This window comes from Streptomyces sudanensis (assembly GCF_023614315.1).
Taxonomy (GTDB): Bacteria; Actinomycetota; Actinomycetes; order Streptomycetales; family Streptomycetaceae; genus Streptomyces; species Streptomyces sudanensis.
The window spans coordinates 3488570-3506506 of record NZ_CP095474.1; the positions used below are offsets into that span (position 1 = coordinate 3488570).

Here is a 17937-nt window from a genome sequence, read left to right on the forward strand (position 1 = left end):
CCCATCGCCGGCACCGCCCCGGACCGCACCGCCCCGGACCGCACCGCCCCGGACCACGCCGCTCCGGTCCGCCCCGTTCACCGCGCGGCGCGACGACGCGGCGGCCGGCGATGCCGGGGGCCGCTACGTCCCTACCGCTACGAACTGCGACGCCTCACGGGGGTGGCCTCGACGGCGTTCGCGCTCGGCGGCACGGTCGCGGTCTCCGTCGTGCTCTCCGTCCTGCTGGGCCGCCTCTCCGCCGTCCCGCCGCCCGTCGCCGTCGCCGCCTGGCCGGAGTCGCTGCCGCTGCCTCCCGCCGCGCTCGGCGCCGGCATCGTCGGCGCCCTCTCGTTCGGCGACGAGTACCGCTATCCGGTGCTTCCCGCCGTCCTGGGCGCGACCTTCCGCCGGCGCGGCCTGCTGCTGGCCAAGTCCGCCGTCACGGCCGGCACCTCGCTGCTGCTCGCGGTCGTCGTCGCGGTCGTCGACCTGGAGGCGCTGCGGCTCGCCTACGGCGGCTCGTTGATCTCCGTGCCGGAGAACTGGCCGACGCTCTGCGCGAGTTGGGCCGCCCTCGTCGTCGGGTGCGGCTGGACGGGCCTGCTGGCGGCCGCGGTGTTCCGGACCGCGGCCGCGGGGGTCGCCGCGGTCCTCGCGGTGCCCATGATGATCGCGCCGCTCGTCGAGAAGGCGTTCTTCGGCCCGGCCGTGCGCACCGTCGCCGGGCTGCCCGCACGCCTACGCGAACTGACCTGGTTCCGGTGGCCCCACGAGGCGGACCGCTGGCTCGACGGTGCCTTGCGGGTGGTGGCTCAGCCCGTCGGCATGGCGCTGACCTTGTCCCTGACCGCGCTCCTCTGCGCGTTTCTGCTCATGAAGCCACGTGGCTCGGCTCATTGGCGATCGTCCGGCGGCAAGAAGTGACCGCTGCGTGTCAACCGGTCGTGAATTATCCCGATTTGCCTGCTTCCTTGCAGTAAGGCGTCAATTGCGGCGTGGGTGCCGATCACCCTTTCGTGTGCTTTTCACCAAAGACCTCAAGAGGTCCGGAAACGGCGCCGACAAAGGATGCGTGAGTACCCTTGCGCGCACCATGACGACCGCCGCCCGCTCCGCCGAGGCGGGCCTCCCCGCTCCGGGCGGTCCCGACCGCTACCCCTACGGGGAGACCCCTGCGGCCGACCGTGTCGGAGCCCCCGCCTGGGACACCGGAGAAACGGAGTTGGGCCGGGTGGGCCGCCGGACGACGAGCAACCGCGGTCGCGGACTCCACGGCCAACTCGTCCAGCAGCTCGGCCAGATGATCGTTTCCGGGGACCTCGGGGCCGACCGCCCGCTCGTACCCGAGGAGATCGGCCAGCGCTTCGAGGTCTCCCGCACCGTCGTGCGCGAATCCCTCCGGGTCCTGGAGGCCAAGGGCCTCGTCAGCGCACGCCCCAACGTCGGTACGCGGGTCCGCCCCGTCAGCGAGTGGAATCTCCTGGACCCCGACATCATCGAGTGGCGGGCCTTCGGTCCCCAGCGCGACGACCAGCGCCGCGAACTCGCCGAGCTCCGCTGGACCATCGAGCCCCTGGCCGCCCGCCTCGCGGCCGGCCACGGACGCGAGGACGTCCAGCAGCGCCTCGTCGACATGGTCGAGATCATGGGGCACGCCCTGCCGCAGGGCGACGCGCTCACGTTCTCCCGGGCCGACGCCGAGTTCCACTCGCTCCTCATCCGGCTCGCCGGCAACCGCATGCTGGAGCACCTGTCCGGCATCGTCTTCGCCGCGCTCCAGGTCTCCGGTTCGCCGACGATCAGCTGCGACCGCCCCGGCGAGTCCTGCCTGGCGCACCACGTCCACATCGTCGAGGCGCTCGCCGCCGACGACGGACCCGCCGCCGAGGCCGCCATGCGGCAGCTCCTCACCATCCAGCCCGACGTGGAGAGGGTCGTCCCCGCTCCGCGCGAACACTGATCGCGGGCCGTCGCCGGAGACCGTACGCGCGGTGGCGTACGACGTGCGGCACCGAGTGGAGGGCCGGGGCGCCGAACGCGGGACCCTCGCGCACGAGTGTCGCCGGGTCCCGCCGGGGTACCCGGTCCGCGTCCTGGTGCGGGGTCCGGCGGCACGGCCTGGGCGGTGCGGTGGCGGCGGTGAGGCGATCGCACGCGGAGCGATTGTTCCCTTCGCCCGTACTTCTCCGAGTTCAGTGTGTGACCCGGGCCACGCGGATTGGGCGTAACGCTCCTCGAAGTACGGCGATGACCTAAGAGGTGACAGCCGAAGAGGGAATGCAGCCGCCGTCCACGGCGCTGTGCACCTCCGAGGTTCAGCCCGCGTCGTCGGCTCATTCCCCGCCGGCGGTCGTCGGCTCCGGCCCGATCACGGGCGGGGCCGGAAGCCGTTTCCATCGTTCCGAGAGGTTGTTCGTGTCGGCCAGCACATCCCGTACGCTCCCGCCGGAGATCGCCGAGTCCGAGTCTGTGATGGCGCTCATCGAGCGGGGAAAGGCTGATGGGCAGATCGCGGGCGATGACGTGCGTCGGGCCTTCGAGGCTGACCAGATCCCGCCAACCCAGTGGAAGAATGTTCTGCGCAGCCTCAACCAGATCCTCGAGGAAGAGGGTGTGACGCTGATGGTCAGTGCAGCGGAGTCGCCGAAGCGCGCCCGCAAGAGCGTCGCAGCGAAGAGCCCGGCCAAGCGCACCGCCACCAAGACCGTCACCGCCAGGACGACCGCGGCGAAGACGGCCGCGCCCGCCCCGGCGGCTCCGGCGGCCGAGAGCGCGGACGCGCCGGCCGACGAGACCGGGACCCCCGCCAAGAAGACGGCGGCGAAGAAGACGACCGCGGCGAAGAAGACGGCGGCGAAGAAGACCACGGCCAAGAAGGACTCCGAGGAGATCCTCGAGGGCGAGGAACTGCTCGACGACGTCGCGGTCGTCAAGGGCGAGGAGGAGGAGACCGAAGGCGAGGCCAAGGGCTTCGTCCTGTCCGACGAGGACGAGGACGACGCGCCGGCCCAGCAGGTCGCCGTCGCCGGCGCCACCGCCGACCCGGTCAAGGACTACCTGAAGCAGATCGGCAAGGTCCCCCTGCTCAACGCCGAGCAGGAGGTCGAGCTCGCCAAGCGCATCGAGGCCGGTCTGTTCGCCGAGGACAAGCTGGCGAACGCCGACAAGCTGGCTCCCAAGCTCAAGCGCGAGCTGGAGATCATCGCCGAGGACGGCCGCCGCGCCAAGAACCACCTGCTGGAGGCCAACCTCCGCCTGGTGGTCTCCCTGGCCAAGCGCTACACCGGCCGCGGCATGCTGTTCCTGGACCTGATCCAGGAGGGCAACCTCGGTCTGATCCGCGCCGTCGAGAAGTTCGACTACACCAAGGGCTACAAGTTCTCCACGTACGCCACGTGGTGGATCCGCCAGGCGATCACCCGCGCCATGGCCGACCAGGCCCGCACCATCCGCATCCCGGTGCACATGGTCGAGGTCATCAACAAGCTGGCGCGCGTCCAGCGCCAGATGCTCCAGGACCTGGGCCGCGAGCCCACCCCGGAGGAGCTGGCCAAGGAGCTCGACATGACCCCGGAGAAGGTCATCGAGGTCCAGAAGTACGGTCGTGAGCCGATCTCGCTGCACACCCCGCTCGGCGAGGACGGCGACAGCGAGTTCGGTGACCTGATCGAGGACTCCGAGGCGGTCGTGCCGGCCGACGCGGTGAGCTTCACCCTCCTCCAGGAGCAGTTGCACTCCGTGCTCGACACCCTCTCCGAGCGTGAGGCGGGCGTCGTCTCCATGCGCTTCGGCCTGACCGACGGCCAGCCGAAGACGCTCGACGAGATCGGCAAGGTCTACGGCGTGACCCGTGAGCGGATCCGCCAGATCGAGTCCAAGACCATGTCGAAGCTGCGCCACCCCTCCCGTTCGCAGGTCCTGCGGGACTACCTGGACTGAGTGCGACCCGCACGCGTCCGCGCGTACACGCCGTCGAGGGCCCGGCTCCGCAGCTTGGGTTCTATCGGTCCTCGCAACACCCGTGATCTGTGGGAGTTGCGAGGACCGTGGGTGTTGAACGTGATCTTGCGGGGTTGCGGAAGCGTTTCCTCGTACGGCTGGATGCTGTGGGGAACGTGACGGTGGTGGCGCGTGAGCTGGGGGTGAACCGGAACACCGCTTTCGGCTGGGCCCGGAGGGCGGGACACCGTTCGCAGCGCCTGCCGCGTCGGCATCCTCGGCGGGACGAGTACGAGCGACTGCGCGCCACGGGCACCTCGCAGTCCGAGGCCGCCCGGCGCGTCGGGGTGAACGAGCGCACGGCCAGGGACTGGGACTGGGGCGTCAAGAAGACCGCAACGACCAGGACGTATGTCGACGGCCGCCGTGTCGACTACGCGACGGGGACCGCCACGATGTGCGGTGTGACCACAGCATCAGTGGGTCTGACGGCCCTGGACAAGCAGTTGCATCCCCGGTTCTTGACTCTGGCCGAGCGCGAGCAGATCCGTGATCTACGTGCGGCAGGCCACTCGCTGCGGGCGATCGGACGCGCCCTGGGCCGGCCGGCCAGCACCATCAAGCGGGAGATCGACGCGAACGCCGGCCGCGAGGGCTACCAGCCCTACGCCGCCCACCGGGCCGCCGCAGCGCGCAGGCCCCGGCCCAAGGACCGCAAACTGCTGCGCGAGGGACGGCTGCGCCGCTTCGTCCAGGACGCACTGCGCAAGAGGTGGTCGCCGGAGCAGATCTGCCACGCTCTGAGGATGGAGCATCCCGACGACGAGAGCATGCGGGTGAGCGTGGAGACGGTCTACCAGGCGCTGTATTTCCAGGCCCGCGGCGGCCTGAAGCGGGAAGTGCAGGCCGCGATCCGTTCCGGCCGCACCCGCCGCAAACCACGCCGGGACCCNAGCGGCGCACCCCGCGGTTCATCGACCCGATGGTGATGATCAGTGACCGTCCCGCCGACGTCGAGGACCGGGCCGTGCCCGGACATTGGGAAGGCGACCTGATCATCGGTGCGGGCGGGCGCTCCGCGATCGCCACCCTGGTCGAGCGCAGCACCCGGTACACCATGCTGGTCCACCTGCCGGGCGGCGCTCACGATGCCCAGACCGTCCGCGACGGCCTCGTCGCCACGATCCAGACCCTGCCCGACCACCTGCGCGGCTCCCTCACCTGGGACCAGGGCAGCGAGATGGCACGCCACAAGCAGTTCACCATGGCCACCGGCATGCCCGTCTACTTCTGCGACCCGGCCTCACCCTGGCAACGCGGCTCCAACGAGAACACCAACGGGCTGCTGCGGCAGTACTTCCCCAAGGGCACCGACCTGAGCCCGCACACCCCCGAAGACCTCGAACACGTCGCCCAGGAACTCAACGGCCGCCCACGCAAGACGCTCGACTGGGATACCCCAGCCGAGCGTCTACGTGATCTACTCACCACCTGAAACCAAGCGGTGTTGCGACGACCCCTTGAACCCAAGCAGGAGGAGCCGGGCCCTCCGGCGTTGCGACCGTCCTCCGTGTGGTCGACGCTGGGTGAGGAAGGTGCATCTCTGCGTGAGGAGGCCCGATGCGCGGCAGGCGTCATCCCAGCAGCACGAGGCGGACGGCCCTGGGGGTGCTGGCCGTCGTGGCGGCCGTCGCGCCGCTCGCCGCACCCGTGCCGGCGGCGGCCGACGGCGGGGTCGTGGGCGGCCGGACGGCGAACGCGCCCGACGTGCCGTGGGTGGTGGCGCTTTCCAGCCGTGACCTGTTCGGGGGCATGAGGGCGGGCCAGTTCTGCGGGGGCGTCGCCATCGCCCCGACGAAGGTGGCGACCGCCGCGCACTGCCTGCGGGAGGACGTCCTGGGGGTCGGCCCCGAGGAACTGCGGGACCTCAAGGTCATCACCGGTCGCAGTGACCTCGACGGGAGCGGCGGGCACGAGGTCGCCGTGGAGAGCATATGGATCAACCCCGCGTACGACGCCGGGTCCGGCAGCGGCGACGCCGCCGTACTGACGCTGGCCCGGCCGCTGCCGCAGGGCCACACGATCCCGGTGGCGCCCCCCGGCGACCCCGCGTACGCCCCGGGCACGAGCGCGGCCGTGTACGGGTGGGGAGACACCACCGGGGCGGGGACGTACGCGCGCACGCTGCGGGTCGCCGACGTGTCCGTCCTGCCCGACGGGGACTGCGCCCGCGCCTATCCGGCGGGGCGGGACGCGGCCCGGTACCTGCCGGCCACGATGCTGTGCGCCGGCGTGAGGGAGGGGGGCCGGGACGCCTGCCAGGGGGACAGCGGCGGCCCGCTGGTCGCCCGGGGGAAGCTCATCGGCCTGGTGTCCTGGGGCAGCGGCTGCGGGCTCCCGGGGAATCCCGGCGTGTACGCCCGGGCCTCGGCGGTGCTGCCCCGGTCATGACCGCCGGGACGCGGTCGCGGGGGACCGGCGCGGTCGGCGCCGGGGCGGCGCGGCCGCACGCGGCCGAGGCGGGAAGCGGCACCCAGCCGTCACCCGGGGTGCCGCCCCCCGCCGTGCAGGAGCGGGAAGGGGCGGGCGGCCGGTCCCCGCGTGACGGGGGCGGCCGCCCGATGTCCCGGTCCTGGACCGGCCTCGCTCGTCGTGGATGCGCGTGTCAGCGGTCCTCGTCGGCCGCTCCGGCGGGCACCGTGATGAGCCGGTCCGTCTCATCCTGTATCTCAGCGGCGATCTTCTTCAGTTCCGGCTCGAACTTGCGGCCGTGGTGGGCGCAGAAGAGCAGTTCGCCACCGCTGGTCAGCACGACGCGCAGATATGCCTGGGCGCCGCAGCGGTCGCAGCGGTCGGCGGCCGTCAGCGGGCTCGCGGGGGTCAGAACAGTAGTCACGTCGCCTCTTCTCTAGCTCGACGAGCTGTCGTACCAGGGTCAACATCCAACCAGGCGGAAAACGTTCCCGCTCGCGGCTTTTCCTCGAAACTTTTCCGGCTGGGTGTCTGCTGCCGGTTGGCGGCGAATGGGCCGTATTGCCGTGGTGCTGTGCTCTACGGGTTTCGCGTTGCTTGTGTCGTATGTCCCCCCGGCTGGGTTGCCGGTTGTGCATGAGGACGTGCCCGGAGCCTAAATGGTTCATGCCTGGAAGGGAACGCGATGTCCATGCCACTCGGTCGAGTGATCGAACACGCATGCGATCGGTGGACTAGCATGGCTCTTCACGAGGGTGGCGTTACAACCGCTCTACCAGGGCTCTGTACGCTCGGACCGGCACAGACGCCGCCCCCCTTACCCCTGTGGGCGAGAACCCAAATTCAGCGAGGAGCGAACCGCGTGACCGCCGAGACGTCCGTTCCGTCCAGTGCGCTGCTGACCGCAGACCGTGACGGTTCCAACTACACCGCGCGGCACCTGCTCGTACTCGAGGGGCTGGAAGCGGTCCGCAAGCGGCCCGGCATGTACATCGGCTCCACCGACAGCCGCGGCCTGATGCACTGCCTGTGGGAGATCATCGACAACTCCGTCGACGAGGCGCTCGGCGGCTACGGCGACCACATCGAGGTCGTCCTGCACGACGACGGCTCCGTGGAGGTCCGGGACAACGGCCGCGGCATCCCCGTCGACGTCGAGCCCAAGACCGGCCTGTCCGGCGTCGAGGTCGTCATGACCAAGCTGCACGCCGGCGGCAAGTTCGGCGGCGGCTCGTACGCGGCCTCCGGCGGCCTCCACGGCGTGGGCGCCTCCGTGGTGAACGCGTTGTCCGCCCGTCTCGACGTGGAGGTCGACCGCAACGGCCACACGCACGCGATCAGCTTCCGGCGCGGCGTCCCCGGGGTCTTCGCCGGGCAGGGGCCCGACGCCCCCTTCGAGCCGTCCAACGGCCTGCGCAAGGCCAAGCGCGTCCCCAAGACCCGCACCGGCACCCGCGTGCGGTACTGGGCGGACCGGCAGATCTTCCTCAAGGACGCCAAGCTCACCCTGGAGACGCTTCACCAGCGCGCCCGCCAGACCGCGTTCCTCGTCCCCGGCCTGACCATCGTCGTCCGCGACGACCGGGACCTGGAAGGCGTCGGCAAGAGCCAGGAGATCTTCCGCTTCGACGGCGGGATCAGCGAGTTCTGCGAGTTCCTCGCCCCGGACAAGCCGATCTGCGACGTGCTCCGCCTCACCGGCCAGGGCACGTTCAAGGAGACCGTCCCGGTCCTCGACGAGCGCGGCCACATGACGCCGACCGAGGTCACCCGCGAGCTGGGCGTCGACGTGGCGCTGCGCTGGGGCACCGGGTACGACACGACGCTCAGGTCGTTCGTCAACATCATCGCCACGCCCAAGGGCGGCACGCACGTCACCGGCTTCGAGCGGGCCGTCACCAGGACCGTCAACGAGGTCCTGCGGGCCACCAAGCTGCTGCGCGTCGCCGAGGACGACATCGTCAAGGACGACGCCCTGGAGGGCCTGACCGCCGTCGTGACCGTCCGGCTGGCCGAGCCGCAGTTCGAGGGCCAGACCAAGGAGGTCCTCGGCACGTCCGCCGCCAACCGGATCGTCGCCACCGTCGTGGCCAGGGAGCTCAAGGCGTTCCTGACCTCCACCAAGCGCGACGCCAAGGCCCAGGCCCGCGCCGTGCTGGAGAAGGCCGTCGCCGCCGCCCGCACGCGCATCGCGGCCCGCCAGCACAAGGAGGCCCAGCGCCGCAAGACCGCCCTGGAGACCTCGTCCCTGCCGGCCAAGCTCGCCGACTGCCGCAGTGACGACGTCGAGCGCAGCGAGCTGTTCATCGTCGAGGGGGACTCCGCGCTCGGTACGGCGAAGCTCGCCCGGAACAGCGAGTTCCAGGCGCTCCTGCCGATCCGCGGCAAGATCCTCAACGTCCAGAAGTCATCCGTGTCGGACATGCTGAAGAACGCCGAGTGCGGCGCGATCATCCAGGTCATAGGGGCCGGGTCCGGCCGGACCTTCGACCTCGACGCCGCCCGGTACGGCAAGATCGTCCTCCTGGTCGACGCCGATGTGGACGGTGCGCACATCCGCTGCCTGCTGCTCACGCTGTTCCAGCGGTACATGCGCCCCATGGTGGAGGCCGGACGCGTCTTCGCGGCGGTGCCGCCCCTGCACCGCATCGAGCTCGTGCAGCCCAAGCGCGGCCAGGACAAGTACGTCTACACGTACTCGGACAGCGAGCTGCGGCAGACCCTGCTGGAGTTCCAGCGCAAGGGCGTCCGCTACAAGGACTCCGTCCAGCGCTACAAGGGCCTCGGCGAGATGGACGCCGACCAGCTCGCGGAGACCACGATGGACCCGCGCCACCGCACGCTGCGCCGGATCAACATCGGCGACCTGGACGCGGCGGAGCAGGTGTTCGACCTGCTGATGGGCAACGACGTGGCCCCCCGCAAGGAGTTCATCACCAGCTCGGCGGCGACGCTGGACCGCTCGCGCATCGACGTCTGAGGCCTCCCCGCGAGGAACCGCGCCCCGGCCCGCCGCCCGCTTCCGGCCGGCGGGCCCCGCGTTTCCCCGGGAGGGATCCCGGAAGGGGGCCGGGCGCTCCTGTCCCGCCCCCCGGTCGCGCGGCGAGGGACNGCTCCNCGCCCGCCCCGGGCCCCGGCCGCCGGCCACCCTCGACGAGACCGGACGAGATCCGGTGAGACCCGCGTGAGGCCCGCATGAGACCCGCATGAGACCCGATGAGAGAGGTGCCCCTTGAGCGTGCAGCAGATCCCCGTCGTCGTGCTCGCGGGATTCCTCGGTTCCGGCAAGACCACCCTGCTCAACCACCTCCTGCGCACCGCCCGCGGCACCCGTGTCGGCGTGATGGTCAACGACTTCGGATCCATCGAGATCGACGCCATGACCGTCGCCGGCCAGGTCGGTTCGACGGTCTCCCTCGGCAACGGCTGCCTGTGCTGCGCCGTCGACGCGAGCGAGCTCGACACGTACCTGGAGGTCCTGACCCGCCCCTCGGCCCGCCTCGACGTCATCGTCATCGAGGCCAGCGGCCTGGCCGAGCCGCAGGAACTGGTGCGGATGGTCCTCGCCTGCGACAACGAGCGGATCGTGTACGGCGGGCTCGTCCAGGTCGTCGACGCCGCCGAGTTCGACGCGACGCGCGCCCGCCACCCCGAGACGGACCGGCACCTCGGCATCGCCGACCTCGTCGTCGTCAACAAGGCCGACCGCGTCCCGGAAGGGGAGCTGCGGCGCGTCCGGGACGCCGCCGCGGGCCTCGCGGGCCGTGCCGCGGTGGTCACCGCGGCGTACGGGCGCGTCGACCCGGAGCTGCTGTTCGACCGCGCCGCCCAGGCCGGGGAGCCGGCCGGGGCCCGGCAGCTCTCCTTCGAGGACCTGTACGCCGACGCGTACGAGCGCGACCACCGCGACCACCCGCACGCCGCCTACGAGGCGGTGTCGTTCGCGACCGGGGAGCCGCTGCACCCGCGCCGCCTCATGGACTTCCTCGACTCGCGGCCCGAGGGGCTGTACCGGATCAAGGGGTTCGTCGACTTCGGCGCCGCGGACCCGGACAACCGGTACGCCGTGCACGCCGTCGGCCGGTTCCTGCGGTTCTACCCCGAGCCCTGGCCGCCGGGGGAGGAGCGGCTCACCCGGCTCGTCCTCATCGGCGCGGGCACCGACGGCGAGGCCCTGCGCCGGGCACTGGACGGATGCCGGGTGGCGGGACCGCACGACGAACCGGAGGAACACGCCCTGTGGGGCGTCCTGCGGTACGTCCCCGAGCCCCGCGAGGAGGCCGCCAGCCCCGACCCCGACCCGGAGCCGTACGACACCGACGGGTACGGCACCGACGGGTACGGCGCCGACGGGTACGGTACCGGCGCGGACGGCACCGACGGGTACGGCGGGGCGGCCGGGCCCGTCTGACGGGTACGGCCGCCCCGCCCGCGGGTCACGCCCCGCGCGTCACGCCGGCGGGCCCGCCAGCACCGCCACCGGCTTGACCAGCGGCGTCCCCGATCCGTCCCGGCGCGGGTCCACGTCCGGCAGCTCCACCGGCATGCCGTTCCTCTGGGCGGCCATGACCGGTGTGCCGCCCGCCCAGGCCAGCACCAGCACGTCCTCGCCCTTCAGGAACCGGTGGCAGCGCACGCCGCCCGTGGCCCGGCCCTTGCGGGGGTACTGGTCGAACGGCGTCAGCTTCGCCGACGTGCCGACCGAGGCGTCCAGCTGGCCCGTGGCGCCGGCGACCGTGAACACGACCGCGTCGGACGCCGGGTCGACGGCGGTGAACGAGATCACCTCGGCGCCCGCCGCCAGCTTGACGCCCGCCACACCGCCCGCCGGGCGGCCCTGCGGGCGGACCTGGGACGCCGGATAGCGCAGCAGCTGCGCGTCGGAGGTGATGAAGACCAGGTCCTCCTCGCCCGTCCGCAGTTCCGCCGCGCCGACGATCCGGTCGCCCTCCTTCAGCGTGATGACCTCCAGCTCGTCCTTGTTGGCCGGGTAGTCGGGAACCACCCGCTTCACCACGCCCTGCAGCGTGCCCAGCGCCAGGCCCGGCGACGACTCGTCGAGGGTCGTCAGGCAGACGACCCGCTCGTCCTTCTCCAGAGTCAGGAACTCCGACAGCGGCGCCCCGCCCGACAGGTTCGGCGCCGACGCCGTGTCCGGCAGCTGCGGCAGGTCGATCACCTGGACGCGCAGCAGCCTCCCCGCCGAGGTCACCGCACCGACCACGCCGCGCTGGGTCGCCCTCACCGCCGACACGACCACGTCGTGCTTGACGCGCCTGCCGCCGCTCTCCGGCAGCGGCTCGCCGCTCGCCGTCCGGGCCAGCAGGCCCGTCGAGGACAGCAGGACCCGGCACGGGTCGTCGGCGACCTCCAGCGGCACCGCGGCGGCCGGGGTGCCGGCGGACTCCAGCAGCACCGTGCGCCGCTCGGTGCCGAACTTCTTCGCCACCGCGGCCAGCTCGGACGAGACGAGTTTGCGCAGCTCGGCGTCCGAGTCCAGGATCCGCGTCAGGGCCTCGATCTCGCTGTTCAGCCGGTCCCGCTCGCCCTCCAGCTCCAGGCGGTCGAACTTGGTGAGCCGCCGCAGCGGCGTGTCCAGGATGTACTGGGTCTGGACGTCGCTCAGCGAGAAGCGCTCGATCAGCCGCTCCTTGGCCTGCGCCGAGTTCTCACTCGACCGGATCAGCCGGATCACCTCGTCGATGTCGACGAGCGCCACCAGCAGGCCCTCCACCAGGTGCAGCCGGTCCCGCTTCCTGCCGCGCCGGAACTCGCTGCGCCGCCGCACCACCTCGAAGCGGTGGTCGAGGTAGACCTCCAGCAGCTCCTTCAGGCCCAACGTGACCGGCTGGCCGTCGACCAGCGCCACGTTGTTGATGCCGAAGGACTCCTCCATCGGCGTCAGCTTGTAGAGCTGCTCCAGCACCGCCTCGGGGACGAAGCCGTTCTTGATCTCGATGACCAGGCGCAGCCCGTGCGCGCGGTCCGTGAGGTCCTTGACGTCCGCGATGCCCTGGAGCTTCTTCGCGCCGACCAGGTCCTTGATCTTGGCGATGACCTTCTCGGGGCCGACCGCGAACGGCAGCTCCGTGACGACCAGGCCCTTGCGGCGCGCCGTCACGTTCTCCACCGTCGCCGTCGCGCGGATCTTGAACGTGCCGCGCCCGGACTCGTACGCGTCCCTGATGCCGGACAGGCCGACGATCCTGCCGCCGGTCGGCAGGTCCGGCCCGGGGACGAACCGCATGAGCGCCTGGAGGTCGGCGTTCGGGTACCTGATCAGGTGCCGGGCGGCCGCGATCACCTCGCCGAGGTTGTGCGGGGGCATGTTGGTGGCCATGCCGACGGCGATGCCCGACGCGCCGTTCACCAGCAGGTTCGGGAAGGCGGCCGGGAGGGCGGCGGGCTCGCGCTCCTGCCCGTCGTAGTTGGGCACGAAGTCGACGGTGTCCTCGTCGATCGACTCCGTCATCAGCGACGTCGCGTCGGCCATCCGGCACTCCGTGTACCGCATGGCGGCCGGCGGGTCGTCGTTGCCGAGCGAGCCGAAGTTGCCGTGGCCGTCGACCAGGGGCAGGCGCATCGAGAAGGGCTGCGCCATGCGCACCAGCGCGTCGTAGATCGACGCGTCGCCGTGCGGGTGGAGCTTGCCCATCACCTCGCCGACGACGCGTGCGCACTTCACGAACCCGCGCTCGGGGCGCAGGCCCATCTCGTTCATCTGGTACACGATCCGGCGGTGGACCGGCTTCATGCCGTCCCGGGCATCGGGCAGGGCGCGGGAGTAGATCACCGAGTACGCGTACTCGAGGAAGGAGCCCTGCATCTCGTCGACGACGTCGATGTCGAGGATCCGCTCCTCGAAGTCGTCGGGCGGCGCGGTCTTCGTGCTGCGGCGGGCCATCGCTGCTGCGGCTCCTTCACCAACAAGGCTGATCTGACGCGGACCATTGTGGACCGTCCCACTGACAGGACCGACCGCGACCCGGAAGAGGGACGCCGCAGGTTGCCGGGAACTTCGCAGGGCGTCAGTGCGCTTGCATACAGTGGCACCACTTTTCCACGAGCGATCGAAGGGACGTACATGCCCATGGGTCACACGGCCACAGCCCAGGCCGGCTCCGGCGGCCTGGCAGCGACCGAGCACCGGCTGGCCAACGGCCTGCGCGTGGTGCTCTCGGAGGACCACCTGACCCCGGTCGCCGCGGTCTGCCTCTGGTACGACGTCGGCTCACGCCATGAGGCCAAGGGCCGCACCGGCCTCGCCCACCTCTTCGAGCACCTGATGTTCCAGGGCTCCGGGCAGGTCCGGGGCAACGGCCACTTCGAGCTGGTGCAGGGGGCCGGCGGGTCCCTCAACGGCACCACGAGCTTCGAGCGCACCAACTACTTCGAGACCATGCCCGCCCACCAGCTGGAGCTCGCCCTCTGGCTGGAGGCCGACCGCATGGGCTCCCTCCTCGCCGCCCTCGACGACGAGTCGATGGAGAACCAGCGGGACGTCGTCAAGAACGAGCGCCGCCAGCGCTACGACAACATGCCGTACGGCACGGCGTTCGAGAGGCTGACCGCCCTCGTCTTCCCCGACGGGCACCCCTACCACCACACGCCGATCGGCTCCATGGCGGACCTCGACGCGGCCACGCTGGAGGACGCCCGGAACTTCTTCCGCACGTACTACGCGCCGAACAACGCCGTCCTGTCGGTGGTCGGCGACATCGACCCCGAGCAGACGCTCGCCTGGATCGAGAAGTACTTCGGCTCCATCCCCTCCCACGACGGCAAGCCCGCGCCGCGCGACGGGACCCTCCCGGACGTCATCGGCGAGCAGCTCCGCGAGGTCGTCGAGGAGGACGTCCCGGCCCGCGCCCTGATGGCCGCCTACCGCCTCCCGTCCGACGGCACGCGCGCGTGCGACGCCGCCGACCTCGCCCTCACCGTCCTCGGCGGCGGCGAGTCGTCCCGGCTGCACAACCGGCTGGTCCGGCGCGACCGCACCGCCGTCGCCGCCGGCTTCGGGCTGCTGCGGCTCGCCGGGGCGCCCTCGCTGGGCTGGCTGGACGTGAAGACCTCCGCCGGCGCCGAGGTGCCCGCCATCGAGGCCGCCGTCGACGAGGAGCTGGAGCGGTTCGCCGCCGAGGGCCCCACGGCCGAGGAGATGGAGCGCGCCCAGGCCCGGCTGGAGCGCGAGTGGCTGGACCGGCTGGGCACGGTCGCGGGCCGCGCCGACGAGCTGTGCCGGTTCGCGGTCCTGTTCGGCGACCCGCAGCTCGCCCTCACCGCCGTCCAGCGGATCCTGGACGTCACCGCCGACGAGGTGCGCGAGGTCGCCGCGCAGCGGCTGCGCCCGGACAACCGCGCGGTCCTCGTCTACGAACCCACCAAGGCCGACGGCGGCGACTCGGCCGGCACCGACGACGAAGAGGGGGCGGACCAGTGAGCGACGCTGCCGTGTCTCTGACCACCATGGAGTTCCACCCGCAGCCGAAGCCCGGCGCGCCCCGCGTGTGGGCCTTCCCCGCGCCCGAGCGCGGCCGGCTCGCAAACGGCCTCACGGTGCTGCGCTGCCACCGCCCCGGCCAGCGGGTCGTCGCCATCGAGATCGTCCTCGACGCCCCGCTGGACGCCGAGCCCGAGGGCCTCGACGGCGTCGCCACCGTCATGGCCCGCGCCCTTTCCGAGGGGACGGACAAGCACAGCGCCGAGGAGTTCGCCGCCGAACTGGAGCGGTGCGGCGCCACCCTGGACGCGCACGCCGACCACCCCGCCGTGCGGGTGTCCCTGGAGGTGCCCGCCTCCCGGCTGGGCAAGGCCCTCGGCCTGCTCTCCGACGCGCTGCGGGCCCCGGCCTTCGCGGAGGACGAGATCGGCCGCCTCGTCCGCAACCGGCTCGACGAGATCCCGCACGAGACGGCCAACCCGGCCCGCCGCGCGGGCAAGCAGCTCTCCGCCGAGCTGTTCCCCGCCTCCGCGCGGATGTCCCGGCCCCGCCAGGGCACGGAGGAGACCGTCGCCCGGATCGACGCCGCGGCCGTACGGGCCTTCTACGAGGCCCACGTCCGCCCGGCGTCGGCCACCGCGGTCGTGGTCGGCGACCTGACCGGCGTCGACCTGGACGCGCTCCTCGACGACACGCTCGGCGCGTGGACCGGCGACGCGCCCCGCCCCCGCACGGCGCAGCCCGTCACGGCCGACGACACCGGCCGCGTCGTCATCGTGGACCGGCCGGGCGCCGTGCAGACGCAGCTGCTCATCGGCCGCGTCGGGCCCGACCGGCACGACAGCGTGTGGCCCGCGCAGGTCGTCGGCACGTACTGCCTGGGCGGCACGCTCACCTCCCGTCTCGACCGCGTCCTGCGCGAGGAGAAGGGCTACACCTACGGCGTGCGGGCCTTCGGGCAGGTCCTGAGGTCCCTGCCGGACGGCACGGGCGCGGCGATGCTCGCCATCAGCGGCTCCGTCGACACGCCCAACACCGGTCCCGCGCTGGACGACCTGTGGACGGTGCTGCGCACCCTCGCGGCGGAGGGCCTCACCGACGCCGAGCGCGACGCCGCCGTGCACAACCTCGTGGGCGTGGCCCCGCTCAGGTACGAGACGGCGGCGTCCGTCGCCGGCACGCTCGCCGACCAGGTCGAGCAGCACCTGCCGGACGACTTCCAGGCGCAGCTGTACCGGCGCCTGGACGCCACGGGCACGGTGGAGGCGACGGCGGCCGTCGTCAACGCCTTCCCGCCGGACCGCCTGGTCACCGTCCTCGTCGGGGACGCGGCACGGATCAAGGCGCCGGTGGAGGCGCTGGGCCTCGGCGAGGTGACGGTCGTCACCGGCTGACCGGCAGGGCGGAACCCCGGCCTCCTCCGGAAGCCGGGGTTCCGCCCTGTGCGGCCTTATGTCCGTTTTATTGGAGAGGCTGGGTTTCTGCTCTGTGGCGTGCGCTACAAAAAGCCGTGTTCGCTTGGTGATCGAAAGATCGGCCGCTTAGCGTCTTAGCCGCTGTCCGCCCCCTGTACCCGCCGCACCCGCGGCACCGGGCAGCAATCGCCGAATCCCCGTCAGGCGCGAGCCTGGGGAGCCGGGGACCCACGTCCCCCTGGGGTGAATCGGACGCCTTCGCCACCGCGCGGAGGGGCCCGTAGGAGACCTTCCTGCTCCGAACCCGTCAGCTAACCCGGTAGGCGAGAGGGAAGGAAAGGACACGTCCACTTCATGGCGTTCACCCGTTCCACCGGGAAGCACCGCGCTCCGAGCCGCATGAGCCGCAGGAGCGCCCAGGCCGCCGGCGCCGCCGCGCTCGCCACCTCCGGTGTCATCGGAACCCTCGCCTCCCCGGCGTTCGCCGCCGACGCGGAGCACGCCTCCCTCGAGGACACCGGCCTCAACCAGGCCATCACCCGCTACGAGCTGGCCGACGAGGTCGAGGACCAGGCCGTCGCCCAGGAGCTGGCCGCCGAGGTCGCCGAGCGCCAGGCCGAGGCCGAGGCGGCTGCCGAGCGGCAGGCCGAGATCCGCGTCCAGGCCGCCCGCGAGGCCCAGGAGCGCGCCGACCGCGAGGCCGAGCGCAAGCGCCTCGACTCGTTCCAGCTCCCGGTGGCCGGCTCGTACGTCTCCACCGCCTACGGGGCGGGCGGCGCGCTGTGGTCCTCCGGCAGCCACTCGGGCGTCGACTTCCACGCCCCGTACGGCGTCTCCGTCGTCTCCGTGGGCCGCGGCACGGTCGTCGAGGCCGGCTGGGGCGGCGCGTACGGCAACAACGTGGTGATCCGGATGCACGACGGCACCTACACGCAGTACGCCCACCTCGCCTCGGTCTCCGTCGCGGTCGGCCAGGAGGTCGAGCCGGGCCAGCAGATCGGCCTCTCCGGCTCCACCGGCAACTCCACGGGCCCCCACCTGCACTTCGAGGCCCGCACCTCCGGCGAGTACGGCTCCGACATCGACCCGGTCTCCTACCTCCGGGCCCGCGGCGTCAACGTCTGACCGCCCGGCCCCGCCCCGCTCCGCGAAAGGACCCCGCCCAGCCGGCGGGGTCCTTTCGCGTCGCTCCGGGCCGCCGGCCCTCCGGCCGGGAGCGCGCCGCGCGGGACGGCCGCGGAGCCCGGGGGGACGCGGACGACGCCGGGCCCGGAGGGGCGGGCGGCGGCTTTGGTGCCGGGCCCGGAATCCCGGACGGCACGGGCCCGCGGGCNCCGGGGGCCGCCGACCACCGGCCGCCGGGGGCCGCGCCGGGGCCGGCCGGGCCGCCGGTGCGGTCAGACCGTCTCGGGAAGCTCTTCGAGGCCCTCGGCGACCAGTTTCGCCAGCCGGTCCAGCGCCGCGTCCGCGTCCTCGGCCTCGGAGGAGATGACGATCTCCTCGCCGCCCCGCGCGCCCAGGCCGAGCACCGCGAGCACCGACGCGGCGCTGACCGGGGCGCCGCCGGCCCTGGCGACCCTCACGGGGACGCCGGAGGCCGTGGCGGCACGGACGAGGATGGAAGCGGGTCGGGCGTGCAGGCCCTCGGCCCAACCGACGTTGACGCGGCGCTCAGCCATGGTGTTGCCC

12 protein-coding genes, 2 pseudogenes and 1 riboswitch are annotated in these 17937 nt (G+C 72.3%); of the genes and pseudogenes, 11 read left to right on the forward strand and 3 right to left on the reverse strand.

All coding sequences use genetic code 11. The annotated features are described in order from the left end of the window. From MW084_RS16235 to MW084_RS16260, 6 genes and pseudogenes are all read left to right on the forward strand, one after another. Nucleotides 1-906: pseudogene (locus tag MW084_RS16235) on the forward strand (ABC transporter ATP-binding protein); the annotation flags it as partial. Between the two features lie 169 nt (nt 907-1075). Next, a complete protein-coding gene (locus MW084_RS16240) occupies nt 1076-1942 on the forward strand; it encodes a FadR/GntR family transcriptional regulator (protein ID WP_010469425.1) in 867 nt (288 codons plus the stop codon). A 455-nt stretch (nt 1943-2397) separates the two neighbouring features. Beyond that, nucleotides 2398-3921 (forward strand): RNA polymerase sigma factor, encoded by a 1524-nt coding sequence (locus tag MW084_RS16245; RefSeq protein ID WP_010469430.1) that lies wholly within the window; start codon nt 2398-2400, stop codon nt 3919-3921. 260 nt (nt 3922-4181) lie between these two features. Beyond that, nucleotides 4182-4873 (forward strand): helix-turn-helix domain-containing protein (locus MW084_RS16250; RefSeq protein ID WP_420833766.1); only part of this gene is annotated, 692 nt, incomplete at its 3' end. A gap of 1 nt (nt 4874) precedes the next feature. After that, nucleotides 4875-5416 (forward strand): annotated as a pseudogene (locus tag MW084_RS16255) (IS30 family transposase); the annotation flags it as partial. A 125-nt stretch (nt 5417-5541) separates the two neighbouring features. After that, complete coding sequence (locus tag MW084_RS16260) at nt 5542-6372, forward strand: S1 family peptidase (RefSeq protein WP_050986794.1); 831 nt, start codon at nt 5542-5544, stop codon at nt 6370-6372. Nucleotides 6373-6586: 214 nt separating this feature from the next. Here the strand turns inward: MW084_RS16260 and MW084_RS16265 are convergent, their stop codons facing one another. Then, nucleotides 6587-6817, reverse strand: coding sequence for a DUF7455 domain-containing protein (locus MW084_RS16265; RefSeq protein WP_010471702.1), 231 nt, complete (start codon nt 6815-6817; stop codon nt 6587-6589). A 438-nt stretch (nt 6818-7255) separates the two neighbouring features. Here MW084_RS16265 and MW084_RS16270 point away from each other — a divergent pair, with 438 nt between their 5' ends. Further along, nucleotides 7256-9373 (forward strand): DNA gyrase/topoisomerase IV subunit B, encoded by a 2118-nt coding sequence (locus tag MW084_RS16270; protein ID WP_010471700.1) that lies wholly within the window; start codon nt 7256-7258, stop codon nt 9371-9373. A 252-nt stretch (nt 9374-9625) separates the two neighbouring features. Next, nucleotides 9626-10804: a CobW family GTP-binding protein gene (locus MW084_RS16275; protein ID WP_106428081.1), complete on the forward strand. Its 1179-nt coding sequence runs from the start codon at nt 9626-9628 to the stop codon at nt 10802-10804. Nucleotides 10805-10843: 39 nt separating this feature from the next. Here MW084_RS16275 and MW084_RS16280 read toward each other — a convergent pair whose 3' ends face one another. Further along, complete coding sequence (locus tag MW084_RS16280) at nt 10844-13297, reverse strand: DNA gyrase/topoisomerase IV subunit A (protein ID WP_010471696.1); 2454 nt, start codon at nt 13295-13297, stop codon at nt 10844-10846. 186 nt (nt 13298-13483) lie between these two features. Here MW084_RS16280 and MW084_RS16285 point away from each other — a divergent pair, with 186 nt between their 5' ends. From MW084_RS16285 to MW084_RS16295, 3 genes are all read left to right on the forward strand, one after another. Then, nucleotides 13484-14833 (forward strand): M16 family metallopeptidase, encoded by a 1350-nt coding sequence (locus MW084_RS16285; protein ID WP_010471694.1) that lies wholly within the window; start codon nt 13484-13486, stop codon nt 14831-14833. 26 nt (nt 14834-14859) lie between these two features. Continuing rightward, nucleotides 14860-16227 carry a M16 family metallopeptidase gene (locus MW084_RS16290; RefSeq protein ID WP_029553583.1) on the forward strand — a complete coding sequence of 456 codons (1368 nt, stop codon included), beginning with the start codon at nt 14860-14862 and terminating at the stop codon, nt 16225-16227. 198 nt (nt 16228-16425) lie between these two features. Beyond that, nucleotides 16426-16589: riboswitch (cyclic di-AMP (ydaO/yuaA leader) on the forward strand. Nucleotides 16590-16602: 13 nt separating this feature from the next. Next, nucleotides 16603-17373 (forward strand): M23 family metallopeptidase, encoded by a 771-nt coding sequence (locus MW084_RS16295; RefSeq protein WP_010471690.1) that lies wholly within the window; start codon nt 16603-16605, stop codon nt 17371-17373. Nucleotides 17374-17645: 272 nt separating this feature from the next. On the opposite strand, the gene MW084_RS16300 is transcribed toward MW084_RS16295, so the two are convergent. Beyond that, nucleotides 17646-17927 carry an HPr family phosphocarrier protein gene (locus tag MW084_RS16300; protein ID WP_010471688.1) on the reverse strand — a complete coding sequence of 94 codons (282 nt, stop codon included), beginning with the start codon at nt 17925-17927 and terminating at the stop codon, nt 17646-17648. Nucleotides 17928-17937 lie beyond the last annotated feature (10 nt).

What these genes read in the sequence shown, in the direction of transcription:
- MW084_RS16240 (WP_010469425.1), top strand. Translation starts at nt 1,076, where the DNA reads ATGACGACCGCCGCCCGCTCCGCCGAGGCGGGCCTCCCCGCTCCGGGC.
- MW084_RS16260 (WP_050986794.1), top strand. Translation starts at nt 5,542, where the DNA reads ATGCGCGGCAGGCGTCATCCCAGCAGCACGAGGCGGACGGCCCTGGGG.
- MW084_RS16280 (WP_010471696.1), bottom strand. Translation starts at nt 13,297, where the DNA reads ATGGCCCGCCGCAGCACGAAGACCGCGCCGCCCGACGACTTCGAGGAG.
- MW084_RS16285 (WP_010471694.1), top strand. Translation starts at nt 13,484, where the DNA reads ATGGGTCACACGGCCACAGCCCAGGCCGGCTCCGGCGGCCTGGCAGCG.
- MW084_RS16290 (WP_029553583.1), top strand. Translation starts at nt 14,860, where the DNA reads ATGGAGTTCCACCCGCAGCCGAAGCCCGGCGCGCCCCGCGTGTGGGCC.
- MW084_RS16295 (WP_010471690.1), top strand. Translation starts at nt 16,603, where the DNA reads ATGGCGTTCACCCGTTCCACCGGGAAGCACCGCGCTCCGAGCCGCATG.
- MW084_RS16300 (WP_010471688.1), bottom strand. Translation starts at nt 17,927, where the DNA reads ATGGCTGAGCGCCGCGTCAACGTCGGTTGGGCCGAGGGCCTGCACGCC.